The 23026-nt window shown below is 41.5% G+C and carries 15 protein-coding genes and 1 pseudogene; 9 read left to right on the top strand and 7 right to left on the bottom strand.

All coding sequences use genetic code 11. The features are described 5' to 3' along the window. The 3 genes and pseudogenes from R2Q85_RS12015 to R2Q85_RS12025 all read left to right on the top strand — a co-directional run. A pseudogene (locus tag R2Q85_RS12015) lies at window positions 1–481 on the top strand (gfo/Idh/MocA family oxidoreductase); the annotation flags it as partial. 25 nt (window positions 482–506) lie between these two features. Further along, complete coding sequence (locus R2Q85_RS12020) at window positions 507–2867, top strand: hypothetical protein (protein ID WP_316812031.1); 2361 nt, start codon at window positions 507–509, stop codon at window positions 2865–2867. Between the two features lie 3 nt (window positions 2868–2870). Further along, on the top strand, window positions 2871–4268 hold the full coding sequence (locus R2Q85_RS12025; RefSeq protein ID WP_316812032.1) for a Xaa-Pro aminopeptidase: 1398 nt from the start codon (window positions 2871–2873) through the stop codon (window positions 4266–4268). Here R2Q85_RS12025 and R2Q85_RS12030 read toward each other — a convergent pair. From R2Q85_RS12030 to R2Q85_RS12060, 7 genes are all read right to left on the bottom strand, one after another. Then, window positions 4265–4681 carry a hypothetical protein gene (locus R2Q85_RS12030; protein ID WP_316812033.1) on the bottom strand — a complete coding sequence of 139 codons (417 nt, stop codon included), beginning with the start codon at window positions 4679–4681 and terminating at the stop codon, window positions 4265–4267. The two genes, R2Q85_RS12025 and R2Q85_RS12030, sit on opposite strands and share 4 nt — an antisense overlap. Window positions 4682–4910: 229 nt before the next feature. Next, window positions 4911–5759, bottom strand: coding sequence for a hypothetical protein (locus tag R2Q85_RS12035; protein WP_316812034.1), 849 nt, complete (start codon window positions 5757–5759; stop codon window positions 4911–4913). A 168-nt stretch (window positions 5760–5927) separates the two neighbouring features. Beyond that, window positions 5928–7118: a DUF5009 domain-containing protein gene (locus tag R2Q85_RS12040; protein ID WP_316812035.1), complete on the bottom strand. Its 1191-nt coding sequence runs from the start codon at window positions 7116–7118 to the stop codon at window positions 5928–5930. Then, on the bottom strand, window positions 7084–7968 hold the full coding sequence (locus R2Q85_RS12045; protein WP_316812036.1) for a heparin lyase I family protein: 885 nt from the start codon (window positions 7966–7968) through the stop codon (window positions 7084–7086). The genes R2Q85_RS12040 and R2Q85_RS12045 overlap by 35 nt, the downstream gene beginning before the upstream one ends. A gap of 29 nt (window positions 7969–7997) precedes the next feature. Further along, a complete protein-coding gene (gene hepC, locus R2Q85_RS12050) occupies window positions 7998–9995 on the bottom strand; it encodes a heparin-sulfate lyase HepC (RefSeq protein ID WP_316812037.1) in 1998 nt (665 codons plus the stop codon). A 14-nt stretch (window positions 9996–10009) separates the two neighbouring features. Further along, window positions 10010–11998: a heparin-sulfate lyase HepC gene (gene hepC / locus R2Q85_RS12055; protein ID WP_316812038.1), complete on the bottom strand. Its 1989-nt coding sequence runs from the start codon at window positions 11996–11998 to the stop codon at window positions 10010–10012. A gap of 3 nt (window positions 11999–12001) precedes the next feature. Beyond that, window positions 12002–13213 carry a glycoside hydrolase family 88 protein gene (locus tag R2Q85_RS12060; RefSeq protein WP_316812039.1) on the bottom strand — a complete coding sequence of 404 codons (1212 nt, stop codon included), beginning with the start codon at window positions 13211–13213 and terminating at the stop codon, window positions 12002–12004. Between the two features lie 329 nt (window positions 13214–13542). On the opposite strand from R2Q85_RS12060, the gene R2Q85_RS12065 reads away from it, so the two are divergent. The 6 genes from R2Q85_RS12065 to R2Q85_RS12090 are packed head-to-tail and all read left to right on the top strand — an operon-like array spanning window position 13543 to window position 23018. Further along, complete coding sequence (locus R2Q85_RS12065; protein ID WP_316812040.1) at window positions 13543–14265, top strand: ferritin-like domain-containing protein; 723 nt, start codon at window positions 13543–13545, stop codon at window positions 14263–14265. A gap of 10 nt (window positions 14266–14275) precedes the next feature. Beyond that, window positions 14276–15208: a ferritin-like domain-containing protein gene (locus R2Q85_RS12070; RefSeq protein WP_316812041.1), complete on the top strand. Its 933-nt coding sequence runs from the start codon at window positions 14276–14278 to the stop codon at window positions 15206–15208. 52 nt (window positions 15209–15260) lie between these two features. Beyond that, window positions 15261–18422, top strand: a complete 3162-nt coding sequence (locus tag R2Q85_RS12075; RefSeq protein ID WP_316812042.1) for a TonB-dependent receptor — start codon at window positions 15261–15263, stop codon at window positions 18420–18422. 13 nt (window positions 18423–18435) lie between these two features. Then, on the top strand, window positions 18436–20322 hold the full coding sequence (locus tag R2Q85_RS12080) for a RagB/SusD family nutrient uptake outer membrane protein (protein WP_316812043.1): 1887 nt from the start codon (window positions 18436–18438) through the stop codon (window positions 20320–20322). A 12-nt stretch (window positions 20323–20334) separates the two neighbouring features. Further along, entirely contained in the window at window positions 20335–21774 is a 1440-nt protein-coding gene (locus R2Q85_RS12085; RefSeq protein ID WP_316812044.1) for an alpha-L-fucosidase, read from the top strand. 23 nt (window positions 21775–21797) lie between these two features. Beyond that, window positions 21798–23018, top strand: a complete 1221-nt coding sequence (locus tag R2Q85_RS12090) for a glycoside hydrolase family 88 protein (protein ID WP_316812045.1) — start codon at window positions 21798–21800, stop codon at window positions 23016–23018. Window positions 23019–23026 lie beyond the last annotated feature (8 nt).

Genomic DNA, 23026 nt, shown 5'->3' on the forward strand with positions numbered 1-23026 from the left:
TGATGTGACCACAACGATGATCAACTGTGCAAATGGGGAGACGGTTTTGTTAAGTCATGATACGCATTTGCCAAGGCCATATTCCATTGGGTTTAGAGTACAGGGAACTGGTGGGATCTGGATGGATGTAAACAAATCTATTTACATCGAAAAGCAGGCTAAAAACCATGATGCATGGGAACCGGTAAATGCATGGTTTGAAAAATATGATCACCCGCTATGGAAAAAATATGAAAAAGAAGCTGTTGGTGCCGGACATGGCGGTATGGACTGGTTCGTATTTAATGGTTTTATACAGGCGGTAAAACAGAAAAAACAAACGCCTATTGATGTATATGATTCGGTAACGATGAGCGTAATTACACCGCTATCTACTAAATCTTTAAAAGAAGGCAACATGCCTCAGCAATTTCCTGATTTTACCAAAGGGAAATGGAAGGACAGAAAAAATAATTTTGCATTGGATGATAATGGACTTTAATAGAGAAATGAAATTTTGTAGATTCATGCTTCCGACCTTAGTCGGTGCTTTCTTTCTAGCGACAAGTGCTACTGCACAAGTTCCATCAAAACCCTTAAGGGTAAGTGGGGTTTATCCTCATCTGGCAACTTTTAATGAGGGGTGGCCTAAAACTGAATCAATAAAAGGAGGTTTCGGTCAGGGATTTGAGAACGGAATAGGTGCCATAACACCCTGGGCTGGTAAGCTCTGGATCGTGACTTACTCTCCGCACGAACCCAAAGGTAGCGCTGATAAACTGTATAGCATTGATGAAGATCTGAATCTTATCATACATCCAGAAAGTATTGGTGGTACACCCGCAAACCGGATGATCCATAAAGAATCCCACCAGTTAATTACGAGTAATTACTTTATTGATGATAAAGGAAATGTAAGGGTTATTCCGTTTTCGAAAATGGAAGGAAGAATGACGGCAAATGCCCGTCATTTAAAAGACCCGGCCAATATGGTTTATTTTTATGATATGGAGGGTAAGGTATATGAAGTAAATGTAAACACGTTGGCAGTGAATAAACTTTTTGAAAAACCAGTTCCCGGATGGCACGGAAAAGGCGCTTATACCTCACAGGGTTTATTGGTGATTGCTAATAATGGTGAAGATGATGTTTTTAAATTGACTAAGGATATGCTAAAGGCAGGCGATTTGCCAAAATCTCCTGACGAAAAGGGTGTTTTGGCTGCCTGGGATGGTAAGACCTGGAAAATAATCGAACGCAAACAATTTACAGATGTTACAGGACCTGGTGGTATTTACGGAGCTCCAAACGATAAGAGCCCTTTGTGGTCTATTGGTTGGGACAAACGTTCAGTAATTTTAAAGTTGCTTGATGGGGGTGAATGGTATACTTATCGTTTACCTAAAGCAGCACATACTTATGATGGTATAGGTGGTTGGTATACAGAATGGCCCCGCATACGTGAAGTTGGCAACGGCAAAATGCTGATGGACATGCATGGCATGATGTACGATTTTCCTAAGACTTTTTCGAGAAGCAACAGTGCCGGCATTTCTCCTTTAAATACCCATTTACGTTATATCCCTGATTTCTGTAACTGGAACAACCAATTGGTTATTGCAACTGATGAAACAACGGTGTTACAAAATCCATTAGCAGGCCGTTCGCAATCTAACCTTTGGTTTGGGCAATTTGCAGATTTAAAAACCTGGGGTGCTCCAACAGGTTGGGGTGGCCCCTGGGAAAATGATGATGTAAAAGCTAATGTGTCATCAGACGCTTTTTTGATAAATGGTTTCGATCAAAAGGTACTGCACCTTAAAGCTGATAAATCGGTTTCTTTAACCTTGCAAATTGATAGGAAGGGAAATAATAACTGGAAGGATTATAAAACCATCAAGCTTGGTGCTAATGCGTACCAGTATTTTATATTTCCAGCTGATTTTAAAGCAACCTGGATACGTTTTAAAACCAATGCTGATTGTAAAGCTACTGCATTTATCCATTTTTCCGGAAAGCCACAAGTAAGGCAAGAAACATTGTTTAAAGCATTAGCCAGCATAACTGATAAAGATGTTATTCAAGCAAACATCATCCGCCCTGCGAATTTTAATAAGAACTTACAGGTATTGAATACGAACAGTAATAAGTACTCGGAAATTGATGAGCACCTTATTGTAGCAACGAATACAGCAGATAGTACGAATCAAATGCTTCGTTTAGGCATGTTTAAAAAAGGATATTCGATTGATGATGCCTCAATAATCGTTAAAGACAAAACCGGAACTTTTCGTTTGCCAAAAGGATCGGCTGAATATGAAAACATGGCATACCGTGATAGGCGTGAGATAGAATCAGAAAGATTTATGTTGAACATTTCTGGAACTTTTTACGAAGTTGGTAGAGAAAGTGGTTTCATTGCATTACGTCCAATAACGACACACAATAAAAAAATAGTTGATTTTTGTACCTGGCGCGGCTTGCTGGTGTTAAGCGGGACTAAAAAAGAGGCCGGCCCTGATGGAAATTATTTTGGCAACCAGGCAAATGGTTTGTGGTACGGTGGTGTAGATGACTTATGGAAAATGGGTAAAGCTGTTGGAGAAGGAGGGGTTTGGAAAAATACAATTGTAAAAGCCAAGGAGCCATCACTTCCTTATTTAATGACTGGTTACGATCAAAAGAAGGTAGCCATTACAGCAGATAAAGATGTAGATATTACATTAGAGGTTGATTTCGATTTAACAGGTTTTCATCAATATAAAACCTTCTCTGTAAAAGCTGGACAAACTATTAATTATGAATTTCCCAAAGGATTTAGTGCGCATTGGGTAAGGGGCATATCAAACAAGGATTGTTCAGCTACTATTTTGTTTCGTTATTTTTAACCTATGTTCAATTCTATCGTTTATATTCAAAGAAGAACGATCCTTCGTTCAAAGTTTCAGTCTGGTATTTTATTATTTCTGGGGAATGGGGAGAGCCCAATGAATTATGCGCATAATCCCTACCATTTCCGGCAGGATAGCAACTTTCTCTATTATTTTGGGATAAATGATCCCGACCTTGCCGCAATTGTTGATCTCGATGAAGATAAGGATGTTTTGTTTGGTTCCGAGCTGTCTATTGACGACCTGGTATGGATGGGCAGGAAGGAGCCCTTAAAAGATAAATGCGCAAAAGCAGGAGTAACGCATTTGGTCGCTCCGGATAAACTTGCTGAATATCTGAGGCAAGCGAGATTGAAAGGTCGCATGATACATTTTCTTCCACCTTATCGTGCAGAGAATAGGATCAGGCTCGCTGGATGGTTAGATCTGAATGTACATCAGGTTGCAGATTTTGCCTCCGTGGACTTTATTAAAGCAGTAGTGGCACAGCGGGCCGTTAAATCTGTAGAGGAAATTGTCGAATTGGACAAGGCAGCGTCAATATCTGCCGATATACATCTGATGGTGATGAAAACTACTAAACCAGGGATGTATGAACGTGAAATTGCGGCAGCAATTCATGCAGAGGCATTGAGCTCGGGAGGAAACCTGGCTTACCCGGTAATTCTAACTATAAATGGAGAAATTCTTCATAACTACTACCGGGGAAATATACTCGAAGAAGGTAAGCTTGTCCTAAACGATTCTGGTGTGGAAACGGCCATGGGCTATGCGAGCGACCTGACCAGGACCTTTCCCGTAGCGAAGAAGTTTACTGCTGAGCAAAAGGACGTTTATGATATTGTACTAAATGCTTATCACCATTCTTCAAATATGCTCAGTCCAGGTGTACGCTATCTGGATGTCCACCTGGAATCCTGTAAACAGCTTGTTCTTGGGTTGAAGGACATGGGTTTAATGAAAGGAGATGTAGAAGCCGCGGTTGCTGCTGGTGCCCATACCTTATTTTTTCAATGTGGCACGGGACATATGATGGGACTAGACGTGCATGACATGGAAGATCTTGGTGAACAATATGTTGGCTATACCGACACGTTAAAAAAGAATACCACCCAATTCGGGTTGAAATCTTTACGGATGGGTAAAGCACTTGAGGCTGGTTATGTGATGACCGTGGAGCCCGGGATTTATTTTAATAAAGAATTGCTGGATAGTTATCAGGTAGAGGCCAAGTTCCTGGATTTTATCAATTATAAAGCAGTTGAACGGTTCCGTGATTTCGGAGGTATACGCGTTGAAGACGATTTCCTTGTTTTAGAAAAAGGTTCCAGAATGCTGGGTAAATACCTGGCCAATACCACAGCAGAAATAGAACAAATCAGGGCAGGAGCTTATTAAGCTTTACTTTTCCAAAGGCTCAATACCCAGGTGATCACTGCGCCACCAATTGCACCGTTTACTGTCATGGCAACCAGATCTACCAACAGATAGTTTACTTTTAGCATGGTAGTGGTTGCGTACATAGATAAATTCATAAATAAAGCTACCAGTAGTGAAATCAATGCACCGCGCATGGCACCTTCGGCAATACTTAAACCTGTGCTCCATTCACCTAATATAATGGCAAAGAGAAAGCCCCAGGCCAGGTTCGCTACTGCAAGTGGAATCATGTCTGGCATCTTTTTTTGCAGTTCCACTGGTATTCCTGAATTGGCCATCATAAAATCCATCAGGATAATGCCGTAAACCAGCCAGCCGAGTAGGAAAAATACCAGCCCACCGGCTATGGCGGTAATTAAGATTTTGTTCACACTGTTTGTTTTAGTTTAAATGAATGTTTGCTTAGGTGTCATTGATACTAAGATACTTACATTATTTTTATTAATGGTATGGTGCATATAAATAATGAATTTTATCAGTTTAATCAATCAATCTAAGTAGTAAATTGATACCGCTAAAGTTTAAGTGGAATTGTTTTCCTTTCTGGCGGGCATCCATCGATTACACCAAGTTGAAAATGAACACTGGAAAGCAGAAATTTTATTTTCTGTACAGCGGGCTCCTTTTGAGTAAATATTCCAATGGGCTGCTATAGGAACCGTCTGTATTGCTCAGGAAAGCCTTATGTGTCTGGTTATAGATGCTTGCATTGTTATCCATGTAAATATGTAAGCTTACTGACACATCGTACCGCTGAACGGCATTGCTGTTGCTGGAACCATAAGAGGAAACACCTTTGATCTTTTCGTTATCGTCACGCTTTACTTTACTGTTGGAAACGTCGCTGGTAGAGCTGGTTTGATAACCTTTATTCTGTGTTACCACCCCGTCTATCACATATTCTACACCAACGATATCGCAGATCTCTTTCATGGTAAAATTCATCATCTTATCTTTGGTAACACCACCTTTGGCCAGAAGTGCGTTTGTTGTTCTTGGATCAAGTATCGTATACCCGGCTGAATGCTGGGAAAGATATCCGTAAGTATCTTCCTGAGCTTTATAGCCAATCGCGTCCGCTCCTGGCTGATTGTCCATCAGGTAAGTGAATGGTAAAATGGCAATTTTATTGTGATGATCTGCAGGTGATGCCGACATGGCTACCTGATCGTTTTGCCTGTTTTGAGCAGGAGTGTCCTGCTGACTGATGATTTCTACCCTGCCGCTGGCGTGAACAATCTTAGCAATCTCTGATTTTTTAATAACATATTGAGCGGTTTCTCCTGTATAAATAAAAGTGACCTCACTATCAGTGACCTTAACTACCAGCCCTTTCATTTCCTCGCCGTTGGTTTTTTGAACAATGTCTACACCTGTATTCTTTACGCCCTGGGCGTAAAGATTTATAGAAATCAGGCTTAAAATAAGGAGTGTATAAAGCTTTTTCATAACTACTAGATTGTTATAAGTAAATATAATGGTTTTGCGGGATTTAAAGTATCGTATTTAAAAACCTTTCTAACCCACGTTTACTGATTTATTCGAAATTTAATAAGCTGCATCAGTTGCGGTAAATTTAAACCTGAAAAAATAGAAAAGCCACTATGGCAGAAGAAATTATACTTTTATAATGATCTTTTTTAGATATAGCCAATACATCGGTAACCAGCAAAGCAACACAAAGAGCAGTGAACCAGCCAGCGAGGCATTGTAAGGAGAGGAAAACAGTGTCGATATCAGCCGTGTTTGAATAAACTCCATACCGCCCATGCCACCAACCGGTACCATATTGAAAACTGCACGGATGATGTCACTTAAAATGTAGGCCGCAAGCGCATTCCTGCCAAATACGACGAATGGCCAGGTAAACCGTTTCCGGCCTTGTATATCAACTAACCAATAGATTAGTGCTAATGCAGCTATTGCCATACCGCCGGTGTATAAAACAAAAGAACTTGTCCAGAGTTTCTTGTTAATTGGAAAAAAAATGTCCCAGAACAAGCCTAAAACGATGGCAGTTATTCCATAAACAAACATCCAGCTTACTTTTGCTCCGGTGTCGATATCCTTGCGTTTTAGCCAGCTACCTGCCTGTACGCCTAAAAGGCAGGTAGCAATAGATGGTAAAGTACTGAGTAAGCCCTCTGGGTCCCAGGTTACTTTATATAAATGGCCGGTTCCCAAAATCAATTGGTCAAGCCAGGCGCCCCAGTTTGTTTCAGGTTCCAGACTTGGATACGTTAGCCCCGGTGCAGGAATAAAACAAAGGATGATATAATAACCCAATAAGATGATGATGAGCAGGTAGCTGCGAAATCTCTGATCGGTTTTCAGGTAAAGCAAACTCACTATAAAAAACACAACTGCAATGCGTTGCAGCACTCCAGGAATACGCAGATGTGCCGCCAGATAACTTATTTTTGCCTGATACGACTCGATATCGGCCGGAATATCATGTTTCAGGAATAACAAAATAGCCCAGGATATCAGTATCAGTAGTGTCATACGCCGAAATGCGTCAGCAATAATTTTTTTATGGTCGGTCAGAATTGCTTTTTTCTTGTCCAGTGCGAAAACAACGGACACACCGACCATGAAAAGAAAACATGGAAAAACGAGATCTGTAAGTGTAAAACCATGCCATTTGGAATGGTTAAGTTGCGGATATTTATGTTTACTGTCACCCGCGTTATTAACCAATATCATTAAGGCAACAGTTGCCCCTCTAAAAATGTCTAATGAGAGCAAGCGTGGCGAACTTTCGGTATTCATATTATAAAGGCAGCTGGATAATTCTGATGTTGTCATGATAGGCAATGCGGGTTAACACATTGTCGCTGGTAATCACGTTGCCATTGGCATCTTTTCCTGCTTCCCGATAAACGCCCCATTTGATATAGCCATGTTGGCCCGGAAGGGTGTCAGGGGTTCCGGTGTAAGTGGCATAATTGGCCCTGTCTAAAACAAGATTGTAAGTAGTTTGCCCCGGCAGTTTGGTGTAAATTTTTAAGTAGCCCGTGTTGGTAGTTGCCCATTTCACATCAATTCTAAAGTGGATCCATTGATTGATATAAGGTCTGAAATCAGTCACTAAATTATCCTGATTGGTCGTGTTTCTGGTAACGATGGCATTGCGTTTGGTAAGAATTCTTACCGGTACCAGCGCACCACCAGAAACTTTAAGCTGGAAAATATTGTCGCCGTAAGCCGGGTTGGCAGGATTCCACTCTTCCCAGTCTTTCAATAACAGCATAAACTCATACCTGCGTTCATCGCCAGGAATAAAACGTGCATTTGCAGCATAATCCGCATCACTTTCACTCCGGTATGCTTCGTTAGAGTAATAACCTGGCTGGCCTAATGTTACTTTATGGGCAACGCGGTAAGTGCCTGGCGAACCGATCATATAAGCAGCATCAGTTGCGGTTGCATTGGTAGGGTTTACACCTGTAATATCCGAATTGGTTGTACCCGATTCGTAAGTTACATTTAGCAAGGTATCGCCATTGGCGGTTAAGCCCTGTACACCCGACAGTCCTTTTACCGTGTCGTGCGGTGTGTCATTTTGATCGGTTGCGATGGCTTCTTTCTTAGTGCAGGCTGTTGCGAACAGCAAGGTGCTAAAGGCCAGACACCAGCCCAGTTTCATGGTTTTCATACTTGGTTGTTTAGGTTAGGGATGATTGGTTACTTATTTAGGTCATTTTTATGGATTAAGGCTGTTTTGATTTGTTGCTGCTTTCCGTCAATATTCAGCGTAAGGTCGATATTCCCTTTTTCAAAATCATTACCAGGGTTTTCTTTGATAATGATTTCCGGTGCATTCTGGTTGCTGTAAGGATAAACGATACTTATAAATGTCTGTGTGCTGTTATCCTTTTTAGCCTTTTCAAAGGTAAAAGCCGGTCTTTTCATCTCTTGGTTGTACACATAAGATACTTTTCCTTCTTCTTCTTTAAGGCTTACTTTATCTTTGTTTAATGATTGGATCAGTAAGTTATTACCATCTGTGTAAGTGGTATATACCCGGTTCTTTGCCTGGTCAAAAAGCGCCTTGCTGTCTTCTTTTAGTTGCCAGTGCACGCCAAGGTTTCCGGTAGCTTTACCTATAGCCTTATCTATGAATAGAAAGTATTGATGATTGATGAACAGCACACTGCGTTGATGGTTAAGTTCAGGATAGCTTGGGTTGGTGTAAGTGAGCAGATCCAGGTTTTTACCTGTTTGCCATTTGTTTTGTTGGGCCTTGGTGATCACCATGTTTTGATCGTCAAGCGTAAGTGTGCTGTGTATCCTGGTTTGGCGGTACCAGTTGCGTTGTTTCATGATCGCTTCATCTCCGCTGTATACAAATACACCTGCATCGGGTGTAAAATTTCTGCCTTTGATAAAAAGTTCGAAGGTTCCGTTATCAGGCTGGGCATGAAATTCTCCCGGAGGGCTGGCTTTTAATACCATAACCGTCGCATTTTTATCCCATCCGCTTCTGAATGTATAAAAACCTGCATTGCTCAATGCTTTGGATAATAAGCCTGGCGCCTTACCTTCTTTGCCATCTGTAGCGAAATATCTGATCACCTCATTTTTTGGGAAAACTTTATTCCAGCTGGCAAACTGGTTCATCCTGAATTTTTTATCGGTAAGCCAGGAATCGCCAAACATGGGGGTATTGTAATCTGGCAGGGTAATGCTTACCAATGCCATGATCATATTTTCTACGGTTTGTACGTAGGATTGAGGAAATTCTTTTTCGAGGTTAACCCGCTGTGCAGAGCGATAAGCTTTTAAGAAGATATCGATAGCGGCTACGTGATAAATGGGCGAAAGCTCAAACTGCATTCCATCAGCATATACCTGTTTTTTGATTTCGGTGTTCAGCACGGTTATCCCGCTTTGCCTCCATTTTGGTGCGTTTTTAAACTCTGGAAAAGATACGCCCGCAAATAAGGTGCGTTGAGCTTCAAATAAACGGTGGTTTCCCTGTTTGGCATAATTTTCAGGTAAGTAATCTGCCTGCTGGTGATAGCTGTTTAAAAACTCCATTAAAAAGGCAGGACTGAAATTAGGGGAGTTTACAAACAAACTAAAGGTTGGGGGCAGGCTTTGTACCCTGTCCGAAACTTCAAGCGGGCGCCATACAAACTTATCGTTGTCTGCCGATAGTCCCAATGGGTTTTTTCTGGCCCAATCGCTGTATTGCAGTACCCATTCTTTAGCATATTTTTCATCACCAGTGGCGTGATAAACCATGGCCATTGGCTGCCACCATTTTACACGGTGCAATTGCCAGCGCACCTCATTGTCTTTTACCGGCCACATTTGCCAGTTGATGTCCTTGCCATAATCAAAATAGCCGTATCCTTTGTGAGGCTGAAACTGGTGGCTTAAAGCCTTGTCGGCCATTTCCTGAGTAACCTTGTCAATGGGCTGGTTTATATCAGCCGGTTTTTCAGAATTGCTGAAATCTGGTGCTGCAGTCTTACTTTTTTTCTGATAGTATTCCAGTAAGGCTTTGGCGGCATCATCGTATTTGCCGGCTGTATAAAGCTGATTTGTTTTTTCCAGGCCCGGATAGGAGAGGTTGATTGGATCGAAGCTCTTTTTGCTGATCTGGATATCCTGGGCCCTGCTCAATACTGCACAAATGAGCAGGCTGCAAAGACTTATGGTTTTTTTGAGTTGCATTGCTTGATAGGTTTTTACGGGTTTAAATCTTGCTTAATGTGGTTGGTTTTTCCATTTACCGTTATCGTTATATCAATTTTACCAACGGCAGGATCATGACCCGTGTTTTCGGTAATTTTAATATTGGGCACTGAACTGCCCTGGTAAGGGTACAATAAGGAAACGAAGCTTTGTGTATTGTTGTCTGTTTTAGACTTTTCAAACACAAAGGCTGGCCTTGCTGTTTCTTTTTGGTATTGATACGATACGAAGCTTTCCTCTTCTTTTAAAGTTACTTTATCCTTGTTCAGTAATTGGATCAGCAGGTTGTTGCCATCGGCATAGTTGGTAGTAATGCTATTATTGTCCGCATTGCCAGTAGCTTTGCTGTCTTCTTTTAACGCATAATGAATGCCTAAATTTCCTTTGGCTGTTCCAATAGCCCTGTCTACGATCAGAAAATAGCTTTGAGCAATGAATAAAAATGTCCGCTGATGGGTCAAATTATCATAGCTCGGATTGGTATAGGAAAGCATTTCTGGGTTTTTACCGGTCTCCCATTTTTGGACAGCTGCTTTTGTGATGACCATATTCTGGTTGTCCAAAGTAAGTGTCTGGTGGGCTTTGGTTGACCTGTACCAGTCTCTTTTTGCGTTTTCCTGGTTGCCAACATTGGCATATACAAAACTACCTGCATCTGGAGTAAAATCCCGCCCTTTTACCCAAATTACAAAATTGCCATTATCCGGATGGGCATGAAAGGATGCGGGCGGCCCGGCCTTTATCTGCATTACGGTTGCTTTTGCATCCCAACCGTTTCTAAATGCATAGAAACCAGCATCAGGTAAGCTGCTGGATTGATAGTCAGGCTGTTTGCCGGAAGCACCATCAGTGGCGTAATATTCAATTACCTTATTGCCGGGAAAAACCTTTGCCCAACTTTTATAGCTTTTAAGCATGGTAGCTTTATTGGTTAAAAACGAATTGCCATATAACGGGAAGGTATAGTCTGGAAAAGAATATTTGCCAATGGCCATCACCATTTTTTCGACCAGATTGCGGTAGCTTACAGGAAATTCCTTCTCGGCGCCGTTCATTTGGGCAATTTGTAAGGCATCCATAAATATTTTTATGCTGCCTATATGATAAGAAGGAGAAAGCTCAAACTGTACACCATCGGGCAATACCTGTTTCGCAATTTCTTCATTTAAAACAGCAATGCCGCTTTTGCGCCAGGCAGCTGCCGCTTTCATTTCAGGAAATGTGCTGCCTGCATACATCAGGTGCAGGGCCTCATATAAGCGGTGGTTGCCAATATCGGTATAATTGGCCATAACGTAACTGGCCTGCTCGTTATACGAGCTTAAAAACTCCATTAAAAAAGCAGGTGTAAAATTGGATGAATTCTGGAACAGGTTGAAATAGCCGCTCCAATGGTTTAGCCTGAAGGAAACGACAAAGGCTTTCCATGCATAGTCCTTGTCATCAGGATAAGCACCCTGTTTATTTTTTTTGATCCAGTCGCGCAGTTCAAAAACCCATTCCCGGGCATACTGCTCATCGCCTGTACTGCGGTATACAATGCCCAGGGATTCCCAAAAAGCGGTGCGGTGCAAAAAAGTAGTCAGCAACTGGTCTTGTACCGGGCGGTACTGCCAGTTGATGTCTTTGCCGTAATCAAAAGCGGGATAGCCCTTGTGGGGCTTAAATTTGTGCTGCAGGATATCATTGGCCAGATTTAGCGTGTTCTGGTCTACTTTTTTGCCGGCAAACTTCTGTGCATCACCTGCATTAAAATCAAGATGTTTTACCCCGCTGCGATTGCGATAATATTTCAACAGCTCATTTGCTGCGCTTTTATAATTGCCCGCTAAAAAAAACTGATTTGTTTTTTCCAGGCCAGGGTAGCTGAGGTTGATGGGCTCAAAGTCTTTTTTAGTAATGACCGGCTCCTGTGCAAATGCATTTCCCCCGCAAAGGGCTAATGCAACAAAAACAAGGCTCCTCTTTATCAGGTTAAACATTTTTTAGTTTTTTAAAAGGTTTATTTTTTTGATGCCGGCATATCTTTTTAAGGCTTCAAGGTAATAATAGTCGGCGTAATCTATGGGGGTATCGATTTCAGAATTGTACAAAAAGGCACCCACGCTGTGTTTCAGGATGAAGAACTTGTTTTCGCCTGGTTTAGCGAGGTAAGCATCGGAAGATAGTGATTTGAGTACATCTTCTGCATAATCAACATATTTTTTTCCATCTTTTACTTGTGTGCTCAGCTCCAGCAAGGCTGAGGCGATAACAGCTGCTGCGGAGGCATCTCTTGGTGCACGTTCATCTGTATCAAGGGCATTGTGCACATCAAAATCCCATACCGGAACTTTGTCTTTTGGCATGCGGGGATGGTTCATGATAAAGGAGGCAATGCGTTGGGCCTGGTCTAAGAAAGCCTGGTTTTTGGTATTGGCGTAACACATGGCAAAGCCGTAAAGCCCCCAGGCTTGCCCGCGAGACCAGGCTGATTCGTCGGTAAGCCCCTGATGGGTTACTTTGCGCAGCACTTTTCCTGTTGCCGGGTCATAGTCTACTACATGGTATGAACTGTTGTCCTTTCTGTAATGGTTCTTTAGGGTGGTGCTGGCATGGGTATTGGCTGCCTGGGCGTATGCGGGCTTGTTAAAGGCTGTTGCTGCCCAGTACAAATACTCCAGGTTCATCATGTTATCAATAATAACCGGGTATTTCCAGGTGCCAAAATCCCAGGAGCGGATCACGCCAACTTTAGGGTTAAATCTTGCGTAAAGATGCTGGGCACCTTCAGTCAACACAGGCATATAGGTTTTATCGCCGGTAATGCGGTAGGCGTTGCCATAAGAACAGTATAACATAAAGCCTAAATCATGAGTGCTTTTAATGTGGCGGATAGAGTCAAGTGCCAGGGTAAAGCGTTTTGCCTTTTCTGCCAGTTTTTGATCTCCGGTAAGTTCATATCCGTACCAAAGCGAGCCTGGAAAAAATCCGGTAGTCCAGTCGGTAAGACCGGCCAGTCTTACTTTGCCATCTGAATTTATAGACCGGGGGTTTTTGCCGGGTTTGTAAGTGCCTGCTGCTTTGTTTAACTGATAGTCAATTGTTTTTGTCGCATTTTTAAACCAGTTAAATTGTGGATTATCCTGGTTGGGCTGGGCAAAGCAGGTTATTGTTAACGCAGAGGCAGCTAAAAGCATGCTTAAGGTTTTTTTCATATTTCAATATTTTAGAATTTGACGTATTTGGTTGCAGGAGTGAAGGTAGCAGAGAATATCAAGACGCTATTTCAATTTTCTCCATAAATCTTTTGAAATCGGTTAGTTGTTCTCTGAAGCTATTGATGTGAGGCTGTTTATTGGACTTCAGATTGACCATTCATCAAATTCATAACTATTTCGGACGAATTTAAAACATTGCTAACTGCCTGATATTTAAATTCGTTCTATCAATTCGGACCAAATATTAATTAAACCTGCAATCATGAATCTTAAGGTGTCATGATTAATTTTTGGAAGAGCTAAACTTTATACTAAAACCAAAATTTATGAAAAGAGGGAATTCTCAAACGGAAACCGGAAAAGAGGCTTTTTTCGGAACTAACATGCAGCGAAGGCAATTTATTCAGCTTTCCGGAGCATCGGCCTTAACCATAGGTGTAATCAGCTGTAAAAAGGATGAGGATACAAATGATGGCAAGCCTTATGTTAATACCGATAATACCATTGATTTTAAGGATGATAATGGATTGTTTAATTACATCTATGCATTGGAACAGTTGGAAGCCGCTTTCTATATTAAAGTCGCAGAAAAATTTCCAGCTGCTTTTACTCCTGCACAGCAATTATTGTTTAATGAGATAAAACTACATGAAATTACGCACCGTGAGTTTTTTAAGCGATTTTTAAATACGATAGGGATTGCCAATCTGGAAGTTGATTTTTCTTCTATTGATTTTAATGATGCTACAGCGGTACTAACGGCAGCAAAAACTTTTGAAGATCTGGGCGTTGCCGCTTACAACGATGCACTAACAAGGGCCAGGGCAGAATATAGCCTAACTATTCTAAGTCAACTGGTTTCAATAGAAGCCAGACATGCTGCATTTGTGGGCAGTCAGCTAAATGCAGCAGGATTTGCCAATTTAAATGAACTTAGTGCTTTAGGTGCTGATGTGAGCAATGGTTTGGATGTTAGCCTGGCGCCTGCTCAGGTTTTAGTTCAGGCCACTAAATACATCAAAACTAAATTAAATGTAATTAACCTTTAAATTATTTAAAATGAACATCTTAAACATACTAAGTGAAATTGAGAAGGTTGATGAAACTATCTATGACAGATTGAATCCCCGCCGCAGGGCCATAAAGGATTTCTATAACATGGGTAAAAAGATATCGGTAGCAGCATTACCATTTGCTTTAAGTACTATGTTGCAAAAGGCTTATGGTCAAACTACAGCCAATACAGCTGTGATTGAATCGCTGAATTTTGCCCTGGCATTGGAATATATGGAATTTCAATTCTATAACAATGCACTTACAGCTACACCAAACCTTATTCCTGTAGCCGATAAGCCTATCATAATTACCATACGTGACCATGAACAGGCGCATATCAGTTTATTGATCAAAACCATTACTGATTTGGGCGGAACGCCAAGGCCTGCAATGCCTTACGACGTTTTTGATTATACCAAGGTAGCTACAAATGTAACTACCAACTATGGTACTTTTTTGAGAACAGGTGTAGTTTTGGAGGATCTTGGTGTAAGGGCATATAAAGGCCAGGCCATTTCACTACTAGGTAACAACACAGTACTTGCTGCGGCAACCAGGATACATTCTTTAGAAGCGCGCCATTCAGCCCAGTTGCGTCAGATGGTAAATAAATTACAAATCACAAACCTGAAGGCGATGCGTCCATGGGTAGGGGTTAGGCGGGGGGATGACGGAAATATCTTGGATCCAATAACCAATAACGACTCGATGATTGGAACTCTTTCCCCTATATACGACAGAGATACTACTGTAGCCAATAGCGAAGTTAAAACGGTGCAGGCTGGAATGGACTTGGTTAGCATTAGTGGATTTAATGAGATAACGGCTGCAGTGGCAGCAGAGTCTTTTGATGAACTTTTATTAAGGGCATCGGTAATCGTTGCGGCCAATTTATTTATAAAAGGTGATGCAAGTAATCCAAATAAGTTAAAATAGCTGTATAACAAGAGGCTAAATTTTACTAAACCAATACAGAAATTCAAACAATATGAAAAGAATATTACTTTTAATTCTATTGCTATCCTCCTGGACATTTATTTATGCGCAGGAAACGATCACCGTTACCGGGATAGTTAGAGATGGGGAGAATCTGCCCATGCCAGGGGCAACCGTAACAGAGAAAGGTACAAACAACCGGGTAATTACGGCAAATAACGGCAAATATCAGATTAAGGTAAAGTCTAGTTCGACCCTGGTTTTTACGTATCTGGGCACGAAACCGGTTGAGCAGCCGGTAAACAAAAGAACATCAATTGATGTGAAACTTTTGGACGATAACAATAATTTAAATGAAGTGGTAGTAACCGGATATGGCCAGGCGGTACAGCGAAAAGACCTTACCGGAGCGATTTCCTCGGTAAAGGGAGAAGAACTGGCTAAAGTGCCGGTTCAAAACGTTGCGCAGGCACTGCAGGGCAGGCTGGCGGGTGTTCAGGTTGCTATGCCGGATGGTACGCCTGGTTCTACACCTTCCATTGTAATCAGGGGGGGGTCATCCATTACCCAAAGTAATGAGCCACTTTATGTGGTAGATGGGGTGCCGCAAACTGATGGATTAAGCTTTTTGGATCCTATGGATATTGAATCTGTTGATGTGTTAAAAGATGCGTCTGCAACAGCCATATATGGAGCAAGAGGTGCTAATGGGGTAATATTGGTGACTACTAAACAAATTAAAGAGGGTAAGGTAAAGATCAACTATGATGGGTATGTAGGTGCCAAAAACATTACCAATACCATTGATGTATTGGATCCTTACCAATATGCGCTTTTACAATACGAAAAGGCATTACCCAATGCACCTAGATTAGCCGCTTTCCTGAAAAACTATGGTTCCTACGATTCCTTACAGATTCGCTATGGCAACAGGCCGGGGATTAACTGGCAGGATGAGGTTTTTGGACAAACTGCCATGAGCCAGTATCATAAGATCAGTGTTAACGGTGGAGGTAAGGAAACAAAGTTTAACATGTTCTATTCCCTTAACAATGATGAAGGGATCATGTTGAAAAGTGGATCTACCAAAAATATTTTTAAGCTTACCGTTAACCATAATGTAAGTCAGAAGTTTAGCATTAACGGAATCGTAAACTATTCTCATCAGAAAATAACAGGATTGGGAACCCAGGAAGGGGGTAATGCCCGCTTAAGCATGTTGCAAACATTGCTGCAGTACAGGCCTATAAACGGTATTGGGAATATTGACGACGCATTGATCGATCAGGAAGTAGACCCCCTGGATCCTAATCCAAATTCACCTGCTTTTCAAAGCCCGCTGGTGAGTATAAATACACGCCCCCGCGAAAACCTCGTTAAAACATTAAATGCAAGTGTTTCTGCCCAATATACGCTAAATAAATATTTTACTTACCGGGGTTTAGCCAGCTATACCGATAAGAGCGACAAATTAAAACAATTTAACGAAGCCAGCTCTATTACGTCAATTCGTAGCGGAGGGCCATTTGGTAGCGTTAGCCATAATGTGGCCACGCGTTTTAATTATAACAACTCCCTAACCTATGCAAATGTGTTTAAGAAAGACCATAAATTAGATGTTTCGGTTGGACAGGAATACATCTATAATTATTCAGAAGGATTGGGCGCTGCTGCTGCCGCTTTTCCTGGCGTAAACTTAGGATGGGACAGGTTACAGCTTGGCTCGGTACCGGGTTTCCCAACCTCTTTTGCTGAAGACGATAAATTACTTTCTTTTTTTGGAAGAGCAAATTATTCCTATAAAGGGAAATATCTATTTAGCGCAACGTTAAGGGCAGATGGTTCTTCAAAATTTGGATCGGAAAACTTATGGGGTATCTTCCCTTCGGCTGCCTTTGCCTGGCGTATTGTTGAAGAAGAGTTCATGAAACAGTTACCGGTAGTATCTGACTTAAAACTGCGTCTAAGTTATGGACAGGCTGGAAATAACCGGATTGCAAATTATGCGGCATTGGGTATTTTTACCACTGCCGACTACCCTTTAAATAATCAGCTTGTTGTTGCGGCTTACCAGGATAACCTCCCAAATGCAGCCTTAAAATGGGAGGCTGTAAAATCTACTAACATTGGATTAGATGTTGGTCTTTTTAAACAAAGATTGAGTTTGACAGCTGAATATTATGACAACAGGTCACAAGACTTACTGTTTTATACCCGCATACCTGCCAGTTCTGGTTTCACCAGGCAGTTCCAGAATATTGGTACCACATCAAGCCGTGGTATTGAGTTTACGCTGAATACCACAAATGTCAGAAGTCAGGATTTTACCTGGAGCACCAATTTTAATATTGCATTTGGTAAAACCGAGGTGCTAAGCTTAAGTGATGGCGAAAACTCTTTGTTAACGAATAGCTACACCGATAAGAACGATTACATTTTACAGGTTGGCCGTCCCGTTGGAATCATGTACGGACTTCAGCAGGAAGGATTATACCAGGTAGATGACTTTACATATAATGCTACTACAGCAACGTATACCCTAAAACCAGGTGTAGTAAGGGATGGGATAACAGTTCAGCCGGGCTATATCAAGTTTAAAGACATCAGCGGCCCCAACGGTTTGCCAGATGGATTTATTAATGATTTTGACAGAACCGAAGTTGGAAATGCCAATCCGAAATTTGCGGGTGGTATAAACAATACCTTCAGTTATAAAGGAATTGATTTAAGCGTGTTTTTAAACTTTACCTCTGGTAATGATATTTATAATGCCAACAGGTTGAACAATTCCAGGCTTGATCTGGATTACCAGAATACATTAAGCTATTTTCAAAACCGGTGGACCACTATAAATTCGGCCGGGCAGGCAATTGTAAACCCAATTGAACTGGCGGCATTAAATGAGGGCAAAACGATTCCTTCTTATATTGGTGCACAGGGGCAGCGATTATACGATAAGATGATAGAAGATGGCTCTTTTTTGCGGATCAGTAATGTGAGCATCGGTTACACTTTGCCGAAAAAATGGTTAAATGCTGTAAAAGTTGCCAATGCCAGGGTTTACGTAACTGGTTATAATTTGTATGTTTTCAGCAAATATTCCGGATACGATCCTGAGGTGAGTGTGATACGTAATGCACTAACGCCAGGGGTAGATTTTAGTGCTTATCCCCGTTCCAGATCCTTTATTGCAGGAATTAACATATCCTTATAAATAAAATATAATTATGAAACACCTCATATATTCTACTCAAAAAATACTCTTGGCTTGCTCCGTTTTTGCGGCTGTAAGCGTTGTTTCCTGTAAAAAGGGATTACAAACAGAACCATATTCTTATTTCACAAGCTCCAATTTTTTCGCCAATGAAAATGAAGCCTACCTGGCTACATTGGGGGTTTATGAGATCATGTCAAACCAACCTACCTATGGGTTTAACATGCCCTTAATTTTTGACAATGATACCGATGTTGGCCAAACCGAAGGTGTAGATTTAACTACCGATTTCAGGGTAATTGCCCACTATAATGGTGTTCCGGAATCAACTGCTTTTTATACTACCTGGAGTGCTTTTTATGCCGGGATCGACCGGGCGAATGTTGTCATTGAAAAAATTCCAGCAATGGAACTTTTTACCAATGGTACCACCAGTCAGAAAGATCAGCTGAACAGAATGCTTGCTGAAGCAAAATTCCTGAGAGGATTTTATTATGCTGAACTGGTGCGTTTTTGGGGTGATGTGCCCTTTAAACTGAAATCATCGCAAACCGGAGATAATTTTAAGGTTTCAAGAACCGATCGCTACGAAATTTATGCGCAGATTATTAAAGATATGCAGGAAGCAATATTAGTATTGCCAACTGCTTTGCCTGTAGATGAGCGGATCAATAAGTGGGCAGCCAAAGCGATGCTGGCAAAGATAGCCTTGTTTGCTGGTGGTTATTCTTTACGCCAAAACGAGCAAATGGAACGCCCTGCCAATTTTAAAGAGTATTACACTTTGGCAAAACAGCAGATTGACGATATTATGGCTGTAAACCCCTATAGACTTAACCCAAATTATGCGCAGGTATTCAAAAATCAATGTCAGCATGTGTTGGAGCCGACTGAAAATATTTTTCAGGTAGCATTTCTCAATGCATCAGGTAGTAGTAACGGTGGAAATGCGCAAGGTAATATCTTTGGCTCGCCTGTAACAGCAGTGGGCGTTTACGCTGCAGCAGCCAATAGCAGAATTATTACGCTTAAATCCTTTTATGATGGTTTCAGGGCAGCTGATGTTAGAAGGGATTTCTCGATAGCAAATTATACGATAAATGCTAAAGGGGAGAAACTGCCCCAGATTACTGCCCGGCAGGATGAAACCTGGAGAGCTGCAAAATGGAGTCGGGAATATCAAACGGGGAATATTCTGGAGAATTCTTCAACGCATATTAATGCGGTACTGATGCGTTATTCGGATTTGTTGCTGATGCGTGCGGAAGTGGAAAACGAACTTAGCGAAGGACCTAATGCCACTGCGTATGATGCGATTAACCAGGTAAGGAGAAGAGGATTTGGTATCGATGTGCCAGGGACGAGAATAACGATCGATATTACAGCTGCTGGAACAGGTTATACTGCCCCCCCTGTAATAACCATTACAGGCGGAGGCGGAACTGGTGCGGCGGCGGCTGTAACTACGCTGTTGACTGGCGGGATCAGAACAATTTTTATGATGAGCGAGGGCGATGGTTATACTTCTCTGCCGACGGTAACTGTGACCAGTGCCAATGGTGTTGGTACTGGTGCTGTAGCTGTAGCAAGGTTTTTGCCTAAGCCTGTTACCAGCGATATATACATCCCAGCTGGTTTAAATAAAGCAGACTTTCTGAAAGCGGTGCAACAGGAACGTGCCTGGGAATTGGCTTTTGAAGGTACCCGCAGAGCCGATTTAATTCGCTGGAATATTTTAGGAACAACCATAAAAGAAACGGATGTCAAGTTACGGGCAATTCGCAGTAACTATAACTATACTTCGGCGGCAAATTTTATTGCCGGAAAGCATGAATTGTATCCAATTCCTCAAAATGAAAAAGATGTCAATCCAAACGTTGGCCAAAATCCTAAATACTAAAAATAAGTAACTATGTTTAAAAAAATCATTTTAATCTTATTGCTGGCTTTTCCTTTATTGGTAGATGCACAGGAAGATATCTACAACCCTTCTAAAGAATACGAATACCCAAGCGACCCTCTCGTAAGAGATAAACTGGAGCAATGGCAGGACCTTAAGTTTGGTGTGATTTTGCACTGGGGAATATATACCGTTCCCGGAATTCAGGAATCCTGGTTAATATGTGGCGAATCCTGGCCAAAGCGCGATACCACTATGACTTATGAAGCCTATAAAAAGTGGTATTGGGGATTGGCAGATCAATTTAATCCAACTAAATTCAACCCTGAAAAGTGGGCGGAGATTTCCAAAAATACCGGAATGAAATACCTGGTTTTTACCACCAAGCACCATGATGGGTTTAATATGTTCGATACTAAGCAGAGCGATTATAAAATTACCAATGGGCCGTTCAAAAATAATCCAAAGGCTGATGTAACCAAATATATTTTTGAAGCTTACCGCAAACAGGGAATGATGATTGGCGCTTATTTTTCTAAGCCCGATTGGCATTCACAAGATTTCTGGTGGGACCGTTTTCCTACACCATCCCGTAATATCAACTACGATATGGCCAAATATCCGCAAAAATGGCAAAAATTTAAAGATTTTACTTATAACCAAATTGGCGAAGTTTTGGGCAACTATGGCAAGGTAGATATTTTATGGCTGGATGGTGGCTGGGTACGCCCGGCATTGAAAACTGAGCTGGCACGCGAAGAATGGGGAATGAACAAAAGAGGCAGGGCAAATTATCCCAACTTTAACCAGGAGGTAGATATGCCACGCATAGCCAAAATGGCCCGGGAAAAACAGCCCGGCATATTGGTAGTTGACAGAACGGTACATGGTCCTTATGAGAATTACCGCACCCCAGAGCAAAGCATACCAAAAGAGCAGATTAAAACCCCTTGGGAAACCAATATCACAATTACCTCATCCTGGAGTTACCGACAAAAAGAAAAAGTCAAATCTAGCTACTGGGTAATACATATTATGGCAGAAATAGTGGCTAAAGGTGGTAATTTACTTTTAGGCTGGGGCCCTACACCAGAAGGCGAATTTCCAAAAGAAATAGAGCAACCTTTAAAAGAAGTAGGCGCCTGGATGAAGGAAAATGGCGAGGCCATATATGGTACGCGTATTCTTGATTTTTATAATGATGGTACAACCTGGTTCACCAGGTCAAAAGATGGAAAAAAGAAATATGCCATCGCTTGTATTACAGAAGGAGAAAGCATACCTGCTACCCTGAAATGGAAAGGAAATTTACCTGCTAAAGGCGGTAAAATCAGATTAATATCAACAGGTAAAAATGTAGATTGGAAGCAAGAAGGAGATGAGGTTGTGGTATCTCTTCCTAAAGATTTGATAGGAAAGAAATCCCAGGCTTTGGCTTTTTCTTTTAACTAAATATCAACTAAATTATTAAAGCGATGCTCATTGAAAAACTACAGCAGATTGGTGTAGCTATACTTGCAATACTGCTATTTGCAGGGAGTTCGATAGAGAAGTTGAGTGCACAAGCTACGTCAGCATTAACTGATAAAAAAATAGCCTCTATTTTTGCACTGGAAAAGAAATACCTGGAAGATACTTTTAAAACAGTAAAGGCCACAGGAAAAATGCCCCGTTCAACCATGAAAGGCTTTCAGCCCATATCAGACTGGACCAGTGGTTTTTATCCAGGCAATTTATGGCTCGTGTATGAATTTACCGGGGATAATGATATCCTTAAAAAAGCCGAATACGCTACGGCCCTGGTAGAAGACAATAAGTACTATACCCATGACCATGATATTGGTTTTATGATTTATAGCAGTTATGGCAATGGGTACCGCATTACAAAAAATGAAAAGTATAAACAGGTGATCATTGAGGCGGCTAAAACTGCAATTAAGAGATATGATCCGAAAGTTAAATCCATCCTGTCCTGGGCACCTAATGTGGCCAGAGACTGGAAGTTTCCTGTAATTATTGACAACATGATCAACCTGGAACTGTTGTTGAAGGCAACGCGCTTTACCGGTGACAGTACTTATTACAACATAGCGATCAATCATGCCAATACGACCATGAAAAATCAGTACAGAGCGGATTATAGCTGTTCGCATGTGGTGGATTATGATCCGGCTACCGGTAAAATGCGCAAACGTGACTGGAATAACGGTGACAGTAACCCTGAAACGGCATCCTGGAGCCGCGGTCAGAGCTGGGGTTTGTATGGCTTTGGCTTTATGTATAAATATACCGAAAAGAAGGAGTACCTGGCGCAGGCTGAAAATGTAGCGGCATATATCCTTAACAATCCGAATATGCCTGAAGATATGGTCCCTTACTGGGACTACCGGGCCCCAAAATATCCTACGATGAGGGATGCCTCGGCAGCGGCGCTGCTTGCATCGGGCTTAATGCAACTGGCCGAAGTATCACGAGAAAATGGCAAAAAATATTTTAAGGCAGGGGAAAAAATTCTGGAAAGCCTTTCTTCTGGAACTTATCTTAATGAGAGCGGGAAAGGGGATTATTTGCTTAAACACGCAACGGGTAATTTTTTAAGGAACTCTGAACTGGATGCAGGGCTGATCTATGCCGACTACTATTTTTTGGAAGCGTTGCTAAGATATCAGAAATTGAAGAAAACTTTTGGACATTAAAAACATAA

It is taken from the genome of Pedobacter heparinus, from assembly GCF_032678725.1.
GTDB classification, from domain to species: Bacteria; Bacteroidota; Bacteroidia; order Sphingobacteriales; family Sphingobacteriaceae; genus Pedobacter; species Pedobacter heparinus_A.